The sequence below is a fragment of the Viridibacillus arenosi genome (genome assembly GCF_001955655.1).
GTDB lineage: Bacteria > Bacillota > Bacilli > Bacillales_A > Planococcaceae > Viridibacillus > Viridibacillus arenosi.
This window is the reverse complement of record NZ_MSPW01000004.1, coordinates 347,800-365,288: the sequence shown is the minus strand read 5'-3', so window position 1 is coordinate 365,288 and position 17,489 is coordinate 347,800. Positions and strand designations below refer to the sequence as shown.

The following is a 17,489-nucleotide window of genomic DNA, read 5'->3' as shown; positions in this document are numbered from 1 at the left end:
CAACCGTTGCGACAGGACGTCGCGTACTTAGGTTGCCTTCCTAAAGTGATGTATCCAGCTTCAGCGGCCAGCCCCTCGAGGTCACTTCAGTCTCTCGGACAAAAGCTTAAGTAATGCTTTTGTTTCGAGCCTTCCAGTGCTTGTCGGAGGCCCACAGGATGTGGGTCAGATAGCCGTTGCCACAGGACGTGGCGTACTTAGGCTATCTTCCTCTCAACGAGGGCCGTTTCAGCATTTAGTTACATATTCCGTCTGTATTGCCCTCCTACTTGGTATAGGGCATTGGTGATTTGACCTAGACTTGCGTATTTTACGGTTTCCATTAGTTCTGCAAAGATGTTGCCTCCTGTTACCGCTACTTCTTTTAGTTTTTGAATAGCGACTTCAACTTCATTGGCATGTTTTGTTTGGAATTTTTGTAGATTTTGAATTTGTGTTTCCTTTTCTTCTTGTGATGCTCTGGCAATTTCCATACTATCGATTGCTTCTGATGAAGGTGGATTTGGATTCAAGTATGTGTTAACACCGATGATTGGTAGTTCACCTGAGTGTTTCAGCATTTCATAGTACATTGATTCCTCTTGAATCTTGCCACGTTGGTATTGGGTTTCCATCGCTCCAAGAACTCCACCTCTATCATTAATACGATCGAACTCTTCCAATACTGCATTTTCTACAAGATCAGTTAGTTCTTCGATTATGAATGCACCTTGTAATGGGTTTTCATTTTTTGTTAACCCGTGTTCTTTTGTAATGATCATTTGGATAGCCATTGCGCGTCGAACAGATTCTTCTGTTGGTGTTGTAATCGCTTCGTCATATGCATTCGTGTGTAATGAATTACAGTTATCATGCAATGCCATCAATGCTTGTAATGTTGTACGAATATCATTGAAGTCGATTTCTTGTGCATGTAAGCTACGACCAGAAGTTTGGATATGGTATTTTAGCTTCTGACTACGTTCATTTGCACCGTATTTGTCACGCATAACAATCGACCAAATACGACGAGCTACTCGACCGATTACTGTATATTCTGGATCTAAGCCATTGGAGAAGAAGAAAGATAGGTTTGGTGCGAAATCATCAATATTCATGCCACGACTTAAATAGTATTCCACATAAGTGAAACCATTAGCCAAAGTAAATGCTAGCTGTGAAATTGGGTTCGCACCTGCTTCTGCAATATGATATCCAGAAATTGATACAGAATAATAGTTACGTACTTTTTGGTCGATGAAATATTGTTGAATGTCCCCCATCATACGTAATGCGAATTCTGTAGAGAAAATACATGTATTCTGTCCTTGATCTTCTTTTAAAATGTCAGCCTGCACTGTCCCCCGCACAACTTGAAGCGTTTTTTCACGAACGTCAGTGAATTCTTCAACAGTTAAGCATCGTCCTAATTTACTTTCTTTTATTTTCACTTGTTGATCGACAGCTGTGTTCATGAACATTGCTAAAATAATTGGAGCTGGTCCATTGATTGTCATGGACACAGATGTAGACGGTGCACATAGATCAAAGCCATCATAAAGCTTCTTCATATCTTCTAGTGTACAAATGCTAACCCCTGATTCGCCAACTTTACCGTAAATATCCGGACGGTAATCTGGATCTTCACCGTACAACGTTACAGAGTCAAATGCTGTTGATAAGCGTTTTGCATCATCATCTTTAGATAAGTAATGGAAGCGTCTATTTGTACGTTCTGGTGTCCCTTCACCTGCAAATTGACGTTTCGGATCTTCTCCTTCACGTTTAAAAGGGAAAACTCCAGCTGTATAAGGGAATGAGCCCGGTACATTTTCTTTATATACCCAACGTAATATTTCTCCGTAATCTACGAATTTTGGTAACACAACTTTTGGGATTTTTAAACCTGCTAGACTAGTAGTTGTCAATATTGTACGGATTTCTTTGTCACGCACTTTTGTAACAAATTCATCTCCCGAGTATGCTTCCTTAAGCATTTTCCAATTCGCTAAAATGTTCTTGGATTCTGCTGTTAATTGATTTTTGATATCCTCAGCTAATGAAATGAGTGATGCAATTAATGCATCATCTGGCGCTTTCTCTTGAACAGTTGTAATTGCCCCTTCTAATTGGAATAGCTTTCGGGCAAATTCAACTTGCTGTTCGGATTTTTTATGATAGTTACGAATTGCGTCTGTAATTTCACGTAAGTAGTAACGGCGATCATTTGGAATGATGACATCTTGCTTTTGCGTTTTCACAAAATGCTCGTAAGATGTTACCCAATCAAGACCACATTTTTCGTTAATAACCTGAACAAGCTCTGCAAATAAAGAATTTGTCCCTTTATCATTAAACTGGCTAGCAATTGTACCAAATACCGGCATTTCATCTAGGTTTTTTGTCCATAGCTCATGGCTACGTTGATATTGCTTCTGTACTTGTCTAAGCGCATCTTCTGACCCTTTACGTTCGAATTTGTTAATGACAATTAGATCAGCAAAATCAATCATATCAATTTTTTCTAGCTGTGTCGGTGCACCAAATTCACTTGTCATAACGTACATGGACAAATCAGAAATTTTTGTAATAGCAGCATCACCTTGACCAATACCGCTTGTTTCAACAACGATTAGATCATATCCTGCTACCTTCACAACATCTAATACGTCAGCAATTGCATCCGAAAGCTCAGAGTGCGATCCCCGTGTTGCAAGACTACGCATATAAACACGATTATTAAAGATAGCATTCATACGAATACGGTCTCCAAGTAGTGCCCCACCAGTCTTTTGCTTCGTCGGATCAATTGATAGGATAGCAACTTTTTTATCCGGGAATTCCTGTAAAAATCGACGAATCAATTCATCAGTTAAAGAACTTTTCCCTGCCCCTCCTGTACCAGTAATACCAAGTACAGGTGTGTTTTTTGATAAACTCCGTGCTTTTTCTAGGAAGTCTGTTAACTCACCATCTTTTGCTTCTTCGGCTGCAGTGATAAGTTGCGCTAGTACTTCAGGTTGTTCCGTTGATAATGTATCTAACTTACTAATTAAGTTCTCTTTAATCGTAGTGAAGTCACTTTTTTCAATCATTTTATTAATCATGCCTTGTAATCCCAGTTCACGACCATCTTCAGGCGAAAATAACCCCGCAATACCATATTCATGTAGTTCCTTAATTTCACGAGGTAAGATTACACCACCTCCACCGCCGAAAATACCTATGTGTGGAGCTCCTTTTTCTCTAAATAAATCTTGCATATATTTAAAATACTCAACGTGACCACCTTGATAAGAAGAAATTGCTACCCCTTGTGCATCTTCTTGGATTGCTGCGTTGACTACTTCTTCAACTGAGCGGTTATGTCCGAGATGAATTACTTCGACGCCACTCGATTGCAAAATACGACGCATAATATTAACCGATGCATCATGGCCATCAAAAAGACTAGAAGCCGTGACAAATCTTACGTGATTTTTTGGACGATACACTGTTGCTTGAACCATATATAAGCTCCCCCTTGTTATGAACAAAAAACTAAGTTGTTTTTCTTACCATTCCCCTGAAATCATTGGAACAAAAAATGTGCAAGGTTATAGAAACTAAAACTATATGAAAAGTTTGAGTTTTCCTACCTTGCACAAAGCGAAGAGTTACTTCTTCAAAATACCATTTAAGAAAATAGTCGTTTGCATATCGATATAATCATCAATTGTATAATTTCTTTTGAAAGCCCATCGTCTAAATGCCCACGTTTGACCTTGCACCACGATATCATTTGCGATAAGATTGATTTCTTTTTCTGATAGAGACAGTTCCCCAGACTGTACGCAACCAGCTAATAGATTTTCAAATAACCCAACCATCTCAAGTTCCTTTGTTAAAACGTAACGCAATGCATCTTTTGGTAAAGATTTAGACTCCTGGTACATGACTAGAATTTCATCTGACATGGAATCTATAAGCAAAAAATACTGGCGTATAGATGCCTTTAATCCTGCTATTGTACCTTCTTCCGTCGGTAAATTGGCTAACCTTAAACTTACTTCACGATAAATATTGTCACAAACTAGATACAGAACATCTTCTTTCGTTCGAATATATTCATAAAGCGTTCCTATACTAAAGCCAGCTTCTTTAGCGATTTCTCGAGTCGTCGTACGGTGAAAGCCCTTTTGTTTAAATAATTTAACCGCTCCATGAATCATCTCATTCCTACGCTTTTCTATCAGGCTTTCATCTTTAACAGACGATTCTACTTGTCTCTTATTTTGTCTTTTTACCATATATTATTTCGTTAACATACGAGAAATCACTAGACGTTGAATCTCTTGTGTTCCTTCGTATATTTGAGTGATTTTCGCATCACGCATATATCGTTCAACTGGATAATCTTTTGTATAGCCATAGCCTCCAAATACTTGCACCGCCTCAGTTGTTACATTCATCGCTGTATCTCCAGCCATCAATTTCGCCATAGCCGATGCTTTACCGTAAGGAAGATTGTTCGACTCTAACCATGCAGCTTGATATGTCAATAATCTTGAAGCTTCAATTGATGTAGCCATATCTGCTAGTTTAAAAGATACACCTTGATTTGCTGTAATTGGTTTGCCAAATTGAACGCGCTCTTTTGCATATGCAACAGACGCATCCAATGCACCTTGTGCAATACCAACTGCTTGAGCAGCAATACCATTCCGACCACCATCTAATGTTTTCATGGCAATTTTAAAACCATCGCCTTCCGCACCTAACAAGTTTTCTTTTGGTACACGGCAATTATCAAAAATAATTTCAGTTGTTGGTGATGAGCGAATTCCTAGTTTCTTTTCTTTTTTACCAACCGAAAAACCTTCAAAATCAGATTCTACTATGAATGCACTTGTTCCGTTCTTAACTGTTGGATCTGTAACAGCAAATACAACATAAATTTCAGCAATACCACCGTTTGTGATGAAGATTTTTGAGCCATTTAAAATGTAATCATCACCATCTAATTTTGCTGTAGTTTTCATACCACCTGCATCTGAGCCTGAGCTCGGCTCCGTTAAGCCATATCCGCCAATTTTTGTACCTTCAGCCATTGGTCGTAAGTATTTTTGTTTTTGTTCTTCATTACCAAATTTATAAATCGGCCATCCTGCTAAAGATGTATGTGCTGAAAGAGTTACTCCAGTCGAAGCACAAACACGAGATAATTCTTCAACTGCAATACAATAAGCTAAAAAGTCAGAACCGATACCACCATATTCTTCTGGCCACGGAATACCTGTTAAGCCCAACTCTGCCATTTTATTGAATATTGCACGATCGAAAGTTTCTGTTTCGTCGCGTTCTGCAGCTGTTGGCGCTACTTCATTTTCAGCGAAATCACGTACCATTTTACGAATCATTTCATGTTCTTCTGATAATTGAAAGTTCATCTCTTTTTCCACCTTTGTTTTAGTTTTTTTACCCCTATTTGTTTAAGTGTTTGCTTATAACAAGTCGTTGAATTTCGCTAGTACCCTCGTAAATTTCCGTTACTTTGGCATCTCGGAAAAAACGTTCAACCGGATAGTCCATCGTATAGCCATATCCTCCAAATACCTGAATTGCCTCTGTTGTTACTTCTACAGCAGTTTTAGAAGCGAAAAGTTTTGCCATAGATGCTTCCTTACCACAAGCTAATCCTTTGGCACGTAAATCTGCTGCACGGTAAACGAGTAACCTAGTAGCTTCGACCGATGTTGCCATATCAGCTAATTTAAAACCTACACCCTGATTACTAGAGATAGGTTTCCCAAATTGGTGACGTTGTTGCGCATAGATAATTGATTCTTCTAAAGCGGCTTCAGCAATACCAAGAGCCTGTGAAGCTATGCCTATTCGACCGACATCTAAGTTCGCCATAGCTATTTTAAAGCCTTCCCCCACTTGGCCAAGTAGATTTTCTGCAGGGACAATCATATTATCGAAATTTAGTTGAACTGTACGTGAGCCATGTAAACCCATTTTATGTTCATCCTTACCAATCACTAAGCCTTCAGTTCCTTTTTCGACAAGAAAGGCGGAAATTCCTTTTGAACCGAGCGATGGATCTGTTGAAGCAAAAACGATATATACATCTGCCTCTCCACCATTAGTGATAAATACCTTTGAACCATTGATAATGTAATTATTGCCGTCCTTCACTGCTTTAGATTTTAATGAACCTGCGTCAGATCCTGCGGACGGTTCTGTTAAACAAAAAGCACCTAAATATTCTCCCGATGCGAGCATTGGCACATACTTTTGTTTTTGTTCTTCATTACCAAAATAAAGAATAAGATTTGTCACAACCGACGTATGGACAGATAAAATCACGCCTATTGTCGCGCTTACTCTCGATAACTCATTTATTGCTATGATGTAGGATGTAAAATCCATATTTGCTCCACCGTACTGTTCTGGTGTTGTAATGCCCATTAGTCCTAGCTCTCCCATTTTAGCTAGTATGTCGCGTGGAAATTCCCCATTTTCCATACTCTCAACTTTTGGTGCAATTTCTGTTTGCGCAAAATCTCGTACCATTTTGCGCATCATTAGTTGTTCTTCTGTGAACATCAATTCCATAGTGGAACACCCCTTTTAAGATTCGTAAATGTAGAAGCCACGTCCCGATTTCTTACCTAACCAACCTGCTTTCACGTATTTACGTAATAGTGGGCATGGTCGGTACTTGCTATCGCCAAAGCCTTCATATAATGTTTCCATAATATAGAGACAAGTATCTAAACCGATAAAATCTGCTAATGTTAACGGTCCCATTGGATGATTCATACCAAGTTTCATGACATCGTCAATAGCTTCCTTCGTCGCTACACCTTCATAAAGTGTATAGATGGCTTCGTTGATCATCGGCATTAATATACGATTTGCAACAAACCCCGGGAAATCATTTACTTCTACTGGTACTTTTTCAAGTTTTTTCGTCATGTCTTCGATTGTTTGATAGACATCATCTGCAGTAGCTAAGCCGCGAATAATTTCAACGAGCTTCATCACTGGTACAGGATTCATAAAATGCATCCCAATAACTTGCTCTGGACGATTAGTCACAGCTGCTAACTCTGTAATTGGTAATGATGAAGTGTTAGTAGCTAAAATAGCATGTGCTGGTGCAATAGTATCCAGCTGTTTGAAAATAGATTGTTTAATTTCCATATTTTCAACAGCTGCTTCAATGACTAAATCAACATCATTTGCATCATTAATATCGAGCGATTTTGTTAGACGACCTAGAATGGCTTCTTTTTCACTCTCCGTCATGCGCCCTTTATCAACATTACGAGAAAGATTTTTTGTAATCGTTCCTAAACCTCTTGCAAAAAACTCTTCTTTCATATCATTTAGTTTGACGTCGAATCCTGCTTGTGCGCATACTTGTGCGATACCAGAGCCCATTTGGCCAGCTCCAATAACCATTATTTTTTGAATACTCATTACTCGAATCCCCCCGTTTTTGGTACTTCAATCATGATGGCATCTCCTTGGCCTCCGCCAGAACAAATAGCCGCAATACCAATACCTCCGCCACGACGTTTTAATTCATAAGCTAACGTCAGAATAATTCGTGCACCTGATGCCCCAATTGGATGCCCTAATGCTACTGCCCCACCATTGACATTAACTTTCTCTGCATCTAGGTCTGCAATTTGATTACTTGCTAGCGCAACAGCTGCAAATGCTTCGTTAATTTCAAACAAATCGATTTCTTGTAACGCTTTCCCTGTCTTTTCTAAAATTTTGTTGATGACTAAACCTGGTGTTTGTGGGAAGTGCTGCGGTTCAACACCAATTTCTGCATGCCCTAAAATGTATGCAAGTGGTGTATGGTTTTCTGCTTTAGCACGTTCTTCATTCATAAGAACTACTGCACAAGCACCATCATTAATACCAGGTGCATTTCCCGCTGTAATCGTACCCTCAGTCGTAAACGCTGCTCTAAGCTTTGCTAAAGATTGAAGTGATGTATCTCTTCTTGGTGCTTCATCCGTATCTATTTCTAACGGACTCCCTTTACGCTGTGGAATCGTCACGGACACAATTTCTTTTGCAAATTTACCAGTGTCTATCGCATCTAGTGCTCTTTTGTGACTTCGATACGCCCATTCGTCTTGTACTTCTCTTGAGAATGAAAATTCTTTTGCTGTGCTGTCTCCGTATGTCCCCATATGTACATGTTGTGGATCGAATGCACAAGATAAGCCGTCATATACCATGCCGTCTACCATAGTTGCATCTCCCATGCGTAAGCCAAATCTACCTTTTGGTAAATAGTAAGGTGCATTTGACATTGACTCCATGCCACCTGCTACGATAACTTCCTCGTCCCCTAAACGAATCAGTTGATCAGCTAATGTCACACTGCGTAATCCCGAAGCGCAAACCTTATTTACCGTTTCTGTTTTCACTGACCACGGAATTCCAGCTTTTGAAGCAGCTTGGCGAGATGGTATTTGCCCTTGCCCCGCTTGTAATACACTCCCCATAATAACTTCATCTACTTGATGTGGTAGGACGTTTGCTCTTTGCAAAGCTGCTTGAATAGCAACTCCTCCTAGATCGCTGGCAGTAAGAGTACTCAATGCTCCTCCAAATTTCCCAAATGCTGTTCGCGCACCATCTAAAATCACTGTTTTCGCCAAATCAGACACCCCTTGTCTTTATTTTGCATACGCTTACATTATTCTTTTTAAAGTAAACGAGAATTCATTTATTTTCTCGACTGAACGCTCGCTCAACAAAATTTTAGAAAAAAAGAGAGCGTCTAGCACTCTCTTTTCACTTAGTAATATTGTACATAATTACCAATTTCAATGCAATTAATTACTGAGTAATTGGTTCTTCAACAACTTCTTCTACAGGTGGTTTATATTCTCCACATACTGATTTCTCTAGTAATTCAGCAATATCATATGTGCCTACCTGTTCTTCAACTTCTTTAGCTTTTGTACCATCTGAAAGCATCGTTAAGCAATACGGACAACCTGATGAAATCATCGTCGGATTCACTGCAAGTGCTTGCTCAGTTCTAGCTACATTCACTCGGTTCCCAACATGCTCTTCCATCCACATTAAGCCTCCACCAGCTCCACAACACATACCTGTTTCACGATTACGCTCCATTTCAACTAACTTCACACCTGGAATGGCTTTTAAGATTTCACGCGGTGGATCATAAACATCGTTGTATCGGCCTAAGTAGCATGAATCATGGAACGTTATAGTTTCTTCAATTGCAAATTGCGGTTTAAGACGCCCTTGTTTTACTAAGTCATAAAGTAATTCTGTATGGTGATACACTTCACCCGTCCATCCAAAGTCACTATATTCATTTTTAAAAATATTATATGCATGAGGATCAATCGTTACTAATTTTGTAACATCTGTTTTTTCAAATTCACTAATATTAGCTGTTGCTAACTCTTGGAATAAAAATTCATTCCCTAGACGACGCGGTGTATCTCCTGAATTCTTTTCTTTGTTACCTAAAATCGCAAATTTCACACCCGCTTCGTTCATCAACTTAGCAAAAGATAATGCAATTTTTTGTGAACGGTTATCAAATGACCCCATTGAACCAACCCAGAATAAGTACTCGAACTCTTCGCCAGCTTTTGATACTTCTTTCACAGTTGGAATATGAACATCCGGGCGAGCATCGCGCCAGTTTTCTTTTTCTTTACGATTAATTCCCCACGGATTTCCTTGTCTTTCAATGTTAGTCATTGCGCGTTGTGCGTCTGGATTTACACGTCCTTCTGTCATTGTTAAATATCGACGAAGGTCAATAATTTTATCAACGTGCTCATTCATTACTGGACATTGGTCTTCACAGTTACGGCAAGTTGTACAAGCCCAGATTTCCTCTTCCGTGATGACATCTCCGATTAATGATGGACTATAGATATCTTCAATAACAGCACCTTCTGCTCCAGCTGCAAGTGCTAATTGATTTCCTTTTGCATTGTTGAACATGAATGATGGTACCCATGGTTGTTGACGTGTTGCAACGGCACCTGTAAACGTTAAGTGATCACGTAGTTTAGTAATTAAGTCCATTGGAGACAACATTTTTCCTGTACCACTTGCTGGACACATATTCGTACAACGGCCACATTCTACACAAGCATATAAATCAATTAGTTGTAGTTGTGTAAAATCCGTAATTTTCCCCACACCGAACGATGGAATTTCTTCTTCTCCATCTTCCCCTTCTTCTTCCATCTCTTCAAAGTTAATAGGCGTTAGCTTACCAACATGATCTAAACGGTTGAAGTAAACATTTACTGGTCCAGCAATTAGATGCGCGTGCTTTGATTGTGGTACATACACTAAGAAAGTTAAAAGAATTAATAAATGAATCCACCACATAACAAAGAACACTACAGTTGCAGCTGTAGGTGGCAAAAATCCAAATACTGTAGCAATAGATGATGCAATTGGCTCTGACCAAGTAGCAGCATGATCATGCCAAATCATCCCCATACCATTACCTGCTAGAACTGTAACCATCAAGCCACCGATGAAAATCAATACTAGTCCTGATTTAAAGCCACGCTTTAAGCGGACAAGCTTCTCAATATAGCGGCGGTAAAACGCCCAAACAACAGCGACTAAAATTACTAACGACACAATTTCCTGCATGAATGTGAAATACGGATATACGGGTCCTAAAGGTAAATGAGATCCCGGTTTTAATCCTTTCCAGATGAAGTCAATTGCGCCTAATTGGACTAGTATGAAGCCATAGAAAAACATAACGTGGATAATTCCACTTTTTTTATCTTTTAATAACTTCTTCTGTCCAAATACATACACCCAAATTTTGTGTAAACGTGCTTTAACATCATTGTCAAATTCTACTTGTTTCCCCATTTTGACGAATTCATAACGCGTCTTTAACAAGTAACCGAATAAAAATAAACCATAAGTCACTACTACTAAAAATAGTATCCAGTTTGCAATTAACAATGGATTCATAACATTTCCCCCTCTGTGATGCTCGATATACGATTGTGACATTTCGCTAAAACGTACGCTTAGTGTTTTACCATGAAATGTGTATGTTGTAATCATTGTAAAATATGAATGAGCATTCAGTCAACAATATTTGTAGAATTCATAATTTTAAGTTTCTCAATGATTTCGTATAAAATTACCGATGTCTTGTTGTTTATACATATTTCTCAAAGTTTATTAAAAATTCTAGCATATTTTCGAATGAATTACATGTGAATTCAGAATTTTCCTTTAGATGACTTTTATATTATTTAATTTACTAATAATTTTATAGATAAACTCACCACCTATTTCTTCTAAAATGCTCTAAAAAAAAGACTAACCAATTACTAAATTAGTAATTGGTTAGTCTTCGATTTATTTAAAAACTATAGGTTCTAATAATGTACCAAAATGTTGTTCTGCAGATTTTACTTGTTCTTCAGCAATACCTAGTAAAATTACCGTCGCTGGACCAGCCGTTTTTTTACAGTCTAATGAGTTTGAAAAAGAAACGTCTCCGAGCATGCTTCTAATTTCAGAGTCGATTCCCTTTGACCCGACAGGCCAAATACGCCCTATAATATTAGAATCGAGCGCTTTTTTCACTAATAATAGATTTGCAATATATTCGGGATGCTTTAGTAATTCAATCCCTACTAACGGTTTACCATATGTAAACCAATGAAGCTTTTTGACATCCGTTAAAGGTCGAACCGGAGCTCCTATCATTGTGATGGCAACACCAGATTGTAAAGTAGGCATATTCGTTTCAGAACTACCTTTAATCGGTGGCACTGGTAGACTTAACTCATCAAATAATTGCTTAATACCTTTCACATAACGTCCCCAGCTCGCTTCACTACTGAAATTATGCATAACTATTGCTTCAGGTTCTGCACCCGCAGCCCATTGTTCTAGTAAAGTCACTCTAGCAGAATAATAACTTGTTACATCATCTGGCACTTGAACAACATCTCGCTCTTTTTCTCCAATTGCTCCAGAATTATCTGTTGTAACGATAAAGCCATTCGATAATTGCATAGCATTTCTCATTTTTTAATGCGCCTCTTTTCGTTGAAAGGCACGAGATAATACGGGAATTACAACAGCTGCAATTACTACGTTTAAAAGCGTTGTCATTAATAGTACCGGTACCATCGAAAAGAAAAACTCTGGTGAATTCAGCCAATAGAATGGTAGCGGAGCTAAAATCCCGTTAGCGATAATAGCAAAAATCCATTTCGAATATTTTTTTCCCGCATTATGAAACTTAGCAAAGCCCCATAATATGATGAACATCTCTACAGCAATAAAGATATGCAATGGACCAAGGAAAGAACCACCCGTCATTGCCGATATAAGATGACCAATCGCTGCTGCTGCACCTGCGGCTACTGGTGGTAAAAAGACTGCACCTAGAAAAGCAGGAGCCGAATCGAGTGCCATAGAACCCAAACCACCCGGCACTTTAATCATTGCCCCTACTGCACATAGAGCTGCAATCATAGCTGTTAAAGTTAAGGTTTTAAGTTTCATAATTAATCATTCATTCCTTTGCTTTTTTTGAACGTCCACCATCTTTAAATACCTTGGCACTTCGAACGTATTCAGTATCTGGCACATTTAAGCGAGCGTTTACTACGCGTGCTGCTGCAAATAAATAATCAGATAAACGGTTTAAATAACGTTGTACAACTAATGGTACATCACCCTCTTCGGATTCTTTTAGTAATGTGACCATTTGGCGCTCTGCTCGACGTGTAATTGTACGTGCAATGTGTAAAGTAGCAGCTGCTGGTGAGCCCCCAGGTAAGATAAATCTTTCAAGTAATGGTGGTTCATCCATTAGTACATCAATTCGTTTTTCCATAATTTCTATCGGCCCATCTGTCATTTTGTAATGACGTTCTTTCATGACATTAGCAAGATCCCCACCACAATCGAATAATTCGTTTTGCATTGCTTCTAAGTCTTCTAATATATCTTTAAAAATAGCAGGATCTAGTTCCGTCATTGCTTTACCGATAAATGAATTTAATTCATCGATTGTGCCATAAGTTTCAACGCGTTGACTATCTTTATCAACTCGCGCTCCGATAATACTTGTTTTCCCTTTATCACCTGTACGTGTATATAGGTTCATCTCTCATCCTTCTTTCCTGATTCATTTTATTGTTTCAGCTATACCATACCAAATACGCGTTATTTGTGGGCTAATTTTAAATAATTGCTGATAAAATCTTCCACAAATGTCACGGAGCTTGCGCGTATTAGCATCAATTGGGACAACACCTCTACCCATCTCTGTCACAATAACAATAAGTTCTCTTTCTTTATCTAATGCTTGAAGTTGCTGTAGTAGTTGAGAAGCTAACGTATCCTCATCTTTATCTAAATATTCTGCCACTACATTTTCAAGACCTGAGACAACAATTGTCGAAGCTTCAGGTACAGTCATTGGTAACTCACTTTCTAGCCAAGCAACATCTTTTTTCCTTTGCTCTTCTAGCCAGTATCTTACATAGTCCCTTTTACCATTATAGGCTCCACCGATAAAAACGTGCATCGTTGTCCCTCCTCGAACTGTTTCTTCGTTGACCAGTGTAATAGATAACGCTCATTATGAGAAACTTGCCACTCCCAAAAAGTTTTTTCCTCTGGTGCGAATTGCATTAACAACGCTCTAATTGAACCTCCATGCGCGACTATCCTGTAATTCAGCATATCTTTTGGCAAAGATTTAACCACTTCTGTAACGCGAAACATAACTTGTTGTAATGTCTCGCCATTCGGTGGTGCAATTTCATATGGATCGTCTATCCAATTACGATACGCTTGTATATCTTTTAACTGTTCATAGGTTTTGCATTCAAAATCACCGAAATGACTTTCGCGTAATCCTTTTATATTCATGTATGTAGCATTCGGAAAATAATAAGCAGCCGTTTCCTTACAACGTATTAAATCACTTCCGAAAACGACAGTAGCTAACTCATCGATAGTCGGCAAACTTTGATTAGGAATAATAGACTCATCAGTCCAGCCAAGATACTTCCTTTCAACATTACTTTTAGTTTTAGCATGGCGTATTAACTCAATAGTAATAGCGTAATCCATAAAATGGCCTCCATTCCTTCAATAAAAGCACCGAGTAAATCACCTGAGCTACCGTGAAAATTACGTACAGTCCAAATCTTATACAGACCTGATGCAACAACTACAATCACTAGTAATATAAGAGGTACGATGAAATCTCCATTCCACCAAATTATAAGAATCAAGCCAATAAGCATTGATACACATGTCACGACAAGAAATTGTGGTACATATAGTTTTTCTTTAAAAAAGTATGCTAGCCCTTTTTCTTTTGAGCATTTTGTCTGGATAAAATATAAGGACATTCCTAGCCGAGCTAAAAATGGTACCGCGACAATCCACATAATCGACAGTTCGCCTTTTTCAATCAATTCAGCTAGAAAGAAAATCTTCGTTAGTACTAAGAACAATAAAGACATCGCACCAAAAGCACCAATACGGGGGTCATCTAAAATCTCTAGTCGCTTCTCGGTATCACGATATGAAAAAAATGCATCTCCCATGTCAACCCAGCCATCTAAATGCAAACCACCTGTACAAATGATAAATCCAACAACAAGTAAAAAGGCCGTTAATAATGAACTGATATCCGTCCACTGTTGCAAACTATAAAAAACAGTAGCCATTACTGCACCCATACATGCACCTAGCCAAGGTAGAAACGAGAACATTCCCGTTATTGTCGGCTTTGTAAGTGGTAATTCTCTTTGAACTGGCACGACGGTAAAAAATTGAAATGCAAGTAAAATACTATGAACAATCGTACGCAAAAGAATACCCCCCTTCTAAAACTGAATTATTTCCATTGATGCATCTGTCCATATTCCATTTCAATTGCAGTAGTTGCTTCAGCTACAAACCATTGATGAATACGACCTAACCATTTTTGATAAAGTCTTACTTCAAAACTAGTAGAAAGCGGCTCATCTAGCACTTCGTTGGAAACGACAACAATCGGTATATTTCTATCACGTAATGCATAAATCGTATTTTGCATCGCTATAAATTTCCGTTCAATACAGCCTTCTTTTTGAAAACAGCTCACACCAGTTTCATAACCATCATAAAATTCATTCGTTAGCCAAGTGGTCACGCAATCCCATAATATCGCGTCACCTTCTTTTATTTTTGAGAGGAGCTTAGAAAAGTCAGTTGGTTGCTCAATTGTCGTCCACTTTTGCCCTGCTCGATCGTTTTGATGTCGGATGATTCTTTGCTTCATTTCTTCATCAAACGGTACACCTGTCGCAACATAAACAAGTCGCTTCATAGGCGATGTCGCTGCTAAATTTACAAGGCACTTTTCTGCAAATGCACTTTTTCCACTCCGCACTCCACCTGTTATAAAGACGAGTTCGCTTGAAACCAATGCATCATCTCCTCTTCTAAACGATTCATCGCTTCAGGTGCCTTCATACCAACTCGGAACCATGCACCTTCCATTCCAATGAAATTTTCTGTATGTCGAAGCACCATACCCTTCTCAAGCATATAAGTAAAGAAATTCTGTGACTGTTCAGTATTTGGTAATTGAAAGCTCACATAATTTGTGACACTGTTCGTAACAAGACAATGATTTTGTCGTAAAAATACTTGAAAACGCGTACGCATTTGCCCAGCATAATCACAAGCCTTTTGACGGAAAGCATCTACTTCCTTACTTAAACAACGTGCTCCGATTACTGCTGCTATTCCATTAATATGCCAATGAGGGGTAAGCTTCCGTATTGCACTTGCTACCTCAGGTGCGGCTACCATATAACCGAGCCTTATACCTGCAATTGCGTACATTTTCGTCATTGATCGTACAATAATCACTTGATGATTTTCTTTTACTGATTTTATAAATGATGCACTTTCATCAACAAAATCTATAAAAGCTTCGTCTAAAACAATACTGCAATTCGATTCTTTTGCAGATTCAATAAGCTGTTTAAGTTCTTCTTTCGAAGGTAATACACCTGTCGGATTATTAGGGGTACATAGATATAGGACATCTGCATTTTGCATTGCTTGTTGAAGTTCGTCTAATGGTAACTTCCAATTAACGATATCTTCACATACTACACGCTGTATTTCTACATCATTTTCTCTTAATGTCGCTTCATACTCTGAAAAAGTCGGATGTAAAATAATTGCATTATTTCCCCGGAAATATGTCGCAAGTAATGAGAAAATTTCCGCCGCACCATTTCCTAATACGATGTTTTCTGTAGAAATGTCGTGATATTTAGCGACAGCAGATAGAAATGGCTCACCTTCTGGGTCCGGATAATGTTGCAATAATTGCAAATAATCTTTCCAATCATTTTTGATAAAATCTGGTGCACCTGCTGGATTTACATTTTCGCTAAAGTCTAATATATCAGCTGGTAGTTGGATGCCCAGCTGTGTATATAAACGATATGGATTTGCCCCGTGATTAGGTAATGACAACGAAAAACCCTCCTAAAATGACCATTAGTAGCCAAAATAATATGGTTACAATTTGCATCTGTTTAATAGAACGTATAATATGCTGAGGCCCTAGCTCATAATGGCACTCACCCATTTTCGCACGATTCGAGATAATCCCCTTATACCTATTCACACCACCAAGCTGAATGCCTAATTGATATGCTGTAGCCGCTTCAAGCCATCCACTATTTGGACTTGGATGTTTTTTTGCATCACGCAGCCACCCTTTCATGCGATAGGCGACTGGTTTTCCACTTTCATTTTTTGTACCTAGCATAAGTAATAAACCTGTCATTCTACTTGGCACATAATTTAATACATCATCCACATGTGCAGCAACGTATCCAAAATCTACGAAGCGATCATTTTTGTAAGCGACCATTGAATCAAGCGTATTAACTGCCTTATACATCCATAGACCAGCGCCGCCAAATAAAAACGCCCAAAAGAGTGGAGCTGTTACACCATCACTCGTATTTTCAGACACGGTTTCAACTACACCTCGCGTCACTTCAGGTACCGATAAATAATCTGTATCACGCCCTACAATCCAAGATAACTTCACACGAGCTTCCTGCAAATCTCCTGATACAAGTGGATTGTAAACTTCAAGTGCTGCTTGTTTTAGACTTTTCCCTGCTAAACCTACAGCTATTAATATTGATTCTACAAAAATACCTAGAATAACATTGATAGAATATGCAAAATAAATTACTGCAAAAGTAATTGTAGTTGTTAAACCAACAACAATTAGGACAAGTAAAAGTCCTTTTAATTTACGATGCTTACCTTTATTCAAACGCTCTGTTAGTTTGGCAATCAATGTGCCAATCCAACGTACGGGATGCGGCATTTTGGGCGGGTCACCTATTAACCAATCTAAAGCTACCCCAATGGTACAAGCAATTATATGTGCTAACATT

At 38.6% G+C, this 17,489-nt stretch carries 16 protein-coding genes; all 16 read right to left on the bottom strand.

Annotated elements, in window-relative coordinates; all coding sequences use genetic code 11:
• Positions 1-239: 239 nt before the first annotated feature.
• Positions 240-3,488 (bottom strand): fused isobutyryl-CoA mutase/GTPase IcmF, encoded by a 3,249-nt coding sequence (icmF, locus tag BK137_RS10520; protein ID WP_038180086.1) that lies wholly within the window; start codon positions 3,486-3,488, stop codon positions 240-242.
• 147 nt (positions 3,489-3,635) lie between these two features.
• Positions 3,636-4,268 carry a TetR/AcrR family transcriptional regulator gene (locus tag BK137_RS10515; RefSeq protein WP_038180088.1) on the bottom strand — a complete coding sequence of 211 codons (633 nt, stop codon included), beginning with the start codon at positions 4,266-4,268 and terminating at the stop codon, positions 3,636-3,638.
• A gap of 3 nt (positions 4,269-4,271) precedes the next feature.
• A complete protein-coding gene (locus BK137_RS10510; RefSeq protein ID WP_038180090.1) occupies positions 4,272-5,408 on the bottom strand; it encodes an acyl-CoA dehydrogenase in 1,137 nt (378 codons plus the stop codon).
• Positions 5,409-5,442: 34 nt separating this feature from the next.
• On the bottom strand, positions 5,443-6,579 hold the full coding sequence (locus BK137_RS10505; RefSeq protein ID WP_038180092.1) for an acyl-CoA dehydrogenase: 1,137 nt from the start codon (positions 6,577-6,579) through the stop codon (positions 5,443-5,445).
• Between the two features lie 15 nt (positions 6,580-6,594).
• Positions 6,595-7,449 (bottom strand): 3-hydroxybutyryl-CoA dehydrogenase, encoded by an 855-nt coding sequence (locus BK137_RS10500; protein ID WP_038180094.1) that lies wholly within the window; start codon positions 7,447-7,449, stop codon positions 6,595-6,597.
• Positions 7,449-8,654: an acetyl-CoA C-acetyltransferase gene (locus BK137_RS10495; protein ID WP_038180097.1), complete on the bottom strand. Its 1,206-nt coding sequence runs from the start codon at positions 8,652-8,654 to the stop codon at positions 7,449-7,451. Before BK137_RS10495 ends, BK137_RS10500 begins: the two co-directional genes overlap by 1 nt.
• Positions 8,655-8,835: 181 nt before the next feature.
• Positions 8,836-10,992 carry a (Fe-S)-binding protein gene (locus BK137_RS10490; protein ID WP_038180099.1) on the bottom strand — a complete coding sequence of 719 codons (2,157 nt, stop codon included), beginning with the start codon at positions 10,990-10,992 and terminating at the stop codon, positions 8,836-8,838.
• 396 nt (positions 10,993-11,388) lie between these two features.
• A complete protein-coding gene (locus tag BK137_RS10485; RefSeq protein ID WP_038180102.1) occupies positions 11,389-12,066 on the bottom strand; it encodes a hypothetical protein in 678 nt (225 codons plus the stop codon).
• A gap of 3 nt (positions 12,067-12,069) precedes the next feature.
• Positions 12,070-12,549: an ECF transporter S component gene (locus tag BK137_RS10480; RefSeq protein WP_038180106.1), complete on the bottom strand. Its 480-nt coding sequence runs from the start codon at positions 12,547-12,549 to the stop codon at positions 12,070-12,072.
• Positions 12,550-12,559: 10 nt separating this feature from the next.
• Positions 12,560-13,156: a cob(I)yrinic acid a,c-diamide adenosyltransferase gene (locus BK137_RS10475; protein WP_038180107.1), complete on the bottom strand. Its 597-nt coding sequence runs from the start codon at positions 13,154-13,156 to the stop codon at positions 12,560-12,562.
• A 21-nt stretch (positions 13,157-13,177) separates the two neighbouring features.
• On the bottom strand, positions 13,178-13,579 hold the full coding sequence (locus BK137_RS10470) for a bifunctional adenosylcobinamide kinase/adenosylcobinamide-phosphate guanylyltransferase (protein ID WP_038180108.1): 402 nt from the start codon (positions 13,577-13,579) through the stop codon (positions 13,178-13,180).
• The gene (locus BK137_RS10465; RefSeq protein WP_038180109.1) at positions 13,531-14,130 is read right to left on the bottom strand and encodes a histidine phosphatase family protein; all 600 of its coding nucleotides are present in this window, start codon (positions 14,128-14,130) and stop codon (positions 13,531-13,533) included. Before BK137_RS10465 ends, BK137_RS10470 begins: the two co-directional genes overlap by 49 nt.
• Positions 14,103-14,879 carry an adenosylcobinamide-GDP ribazoletransferase gene (gene cobS, locus BK137_RS10460; protein ID WP_038180111.1) on the bottom strand — a complete coding sequence of 259 codons (777 nt, stop codon included), beginning with the start codon at positions 14,877-14,879 and terminating at the stop codon, positions 14,103-14,105. The genes BK137_RS10465 and cobS overlap by 28 nt, the downstream gene beginning before the upstream one ends.
• Positions 14,880-14,905: 26 nt before the next feature.
• Entirely contained in the window at positions 14,906-15,478 is a 573-nt protein-coding gene (locus BK137_RS10455; protein ID WP_038180113.1) for a bifunctional adenosylcobinamide kinase/adenosylcobinamide-phosphate guanylyltransferase, read from the bottom strand.
• Positions 15,451-16,545: a pyridoxal phosphate-dependent aminotransferase gene (locus BK137_RS10450; RefSeq protein WP_038180114.1), complete on the bottom strand. Its 1,095-nt coding sequence runs from the start codon at positions 16,543-16,545 to the stop codon at positions 15,451-15,453. Before BK137_RS10450 ends, BK137_RS10455 begins: the two co-directional genes overlap by 28 nt.
• Positions 16,532-17,488 (bottom strand): adenosylcobinamide-phosphate synthase CbiB, encoded by a 957-nt coding sequence (cbiB, locus tag BK137_RS10445; RefSeq protein WP_038180115.1) that lies wholly within the window; start codon positions 17,486-17,488, stop codon positions 16,532-16,534. The genes BK137_RS10450 and cbiB overlap by 14 nt, the downstream gene beginning before the upstream one ends.
• Between the last annotated feature and the right edge of the window lies 1 nt (position 17,489).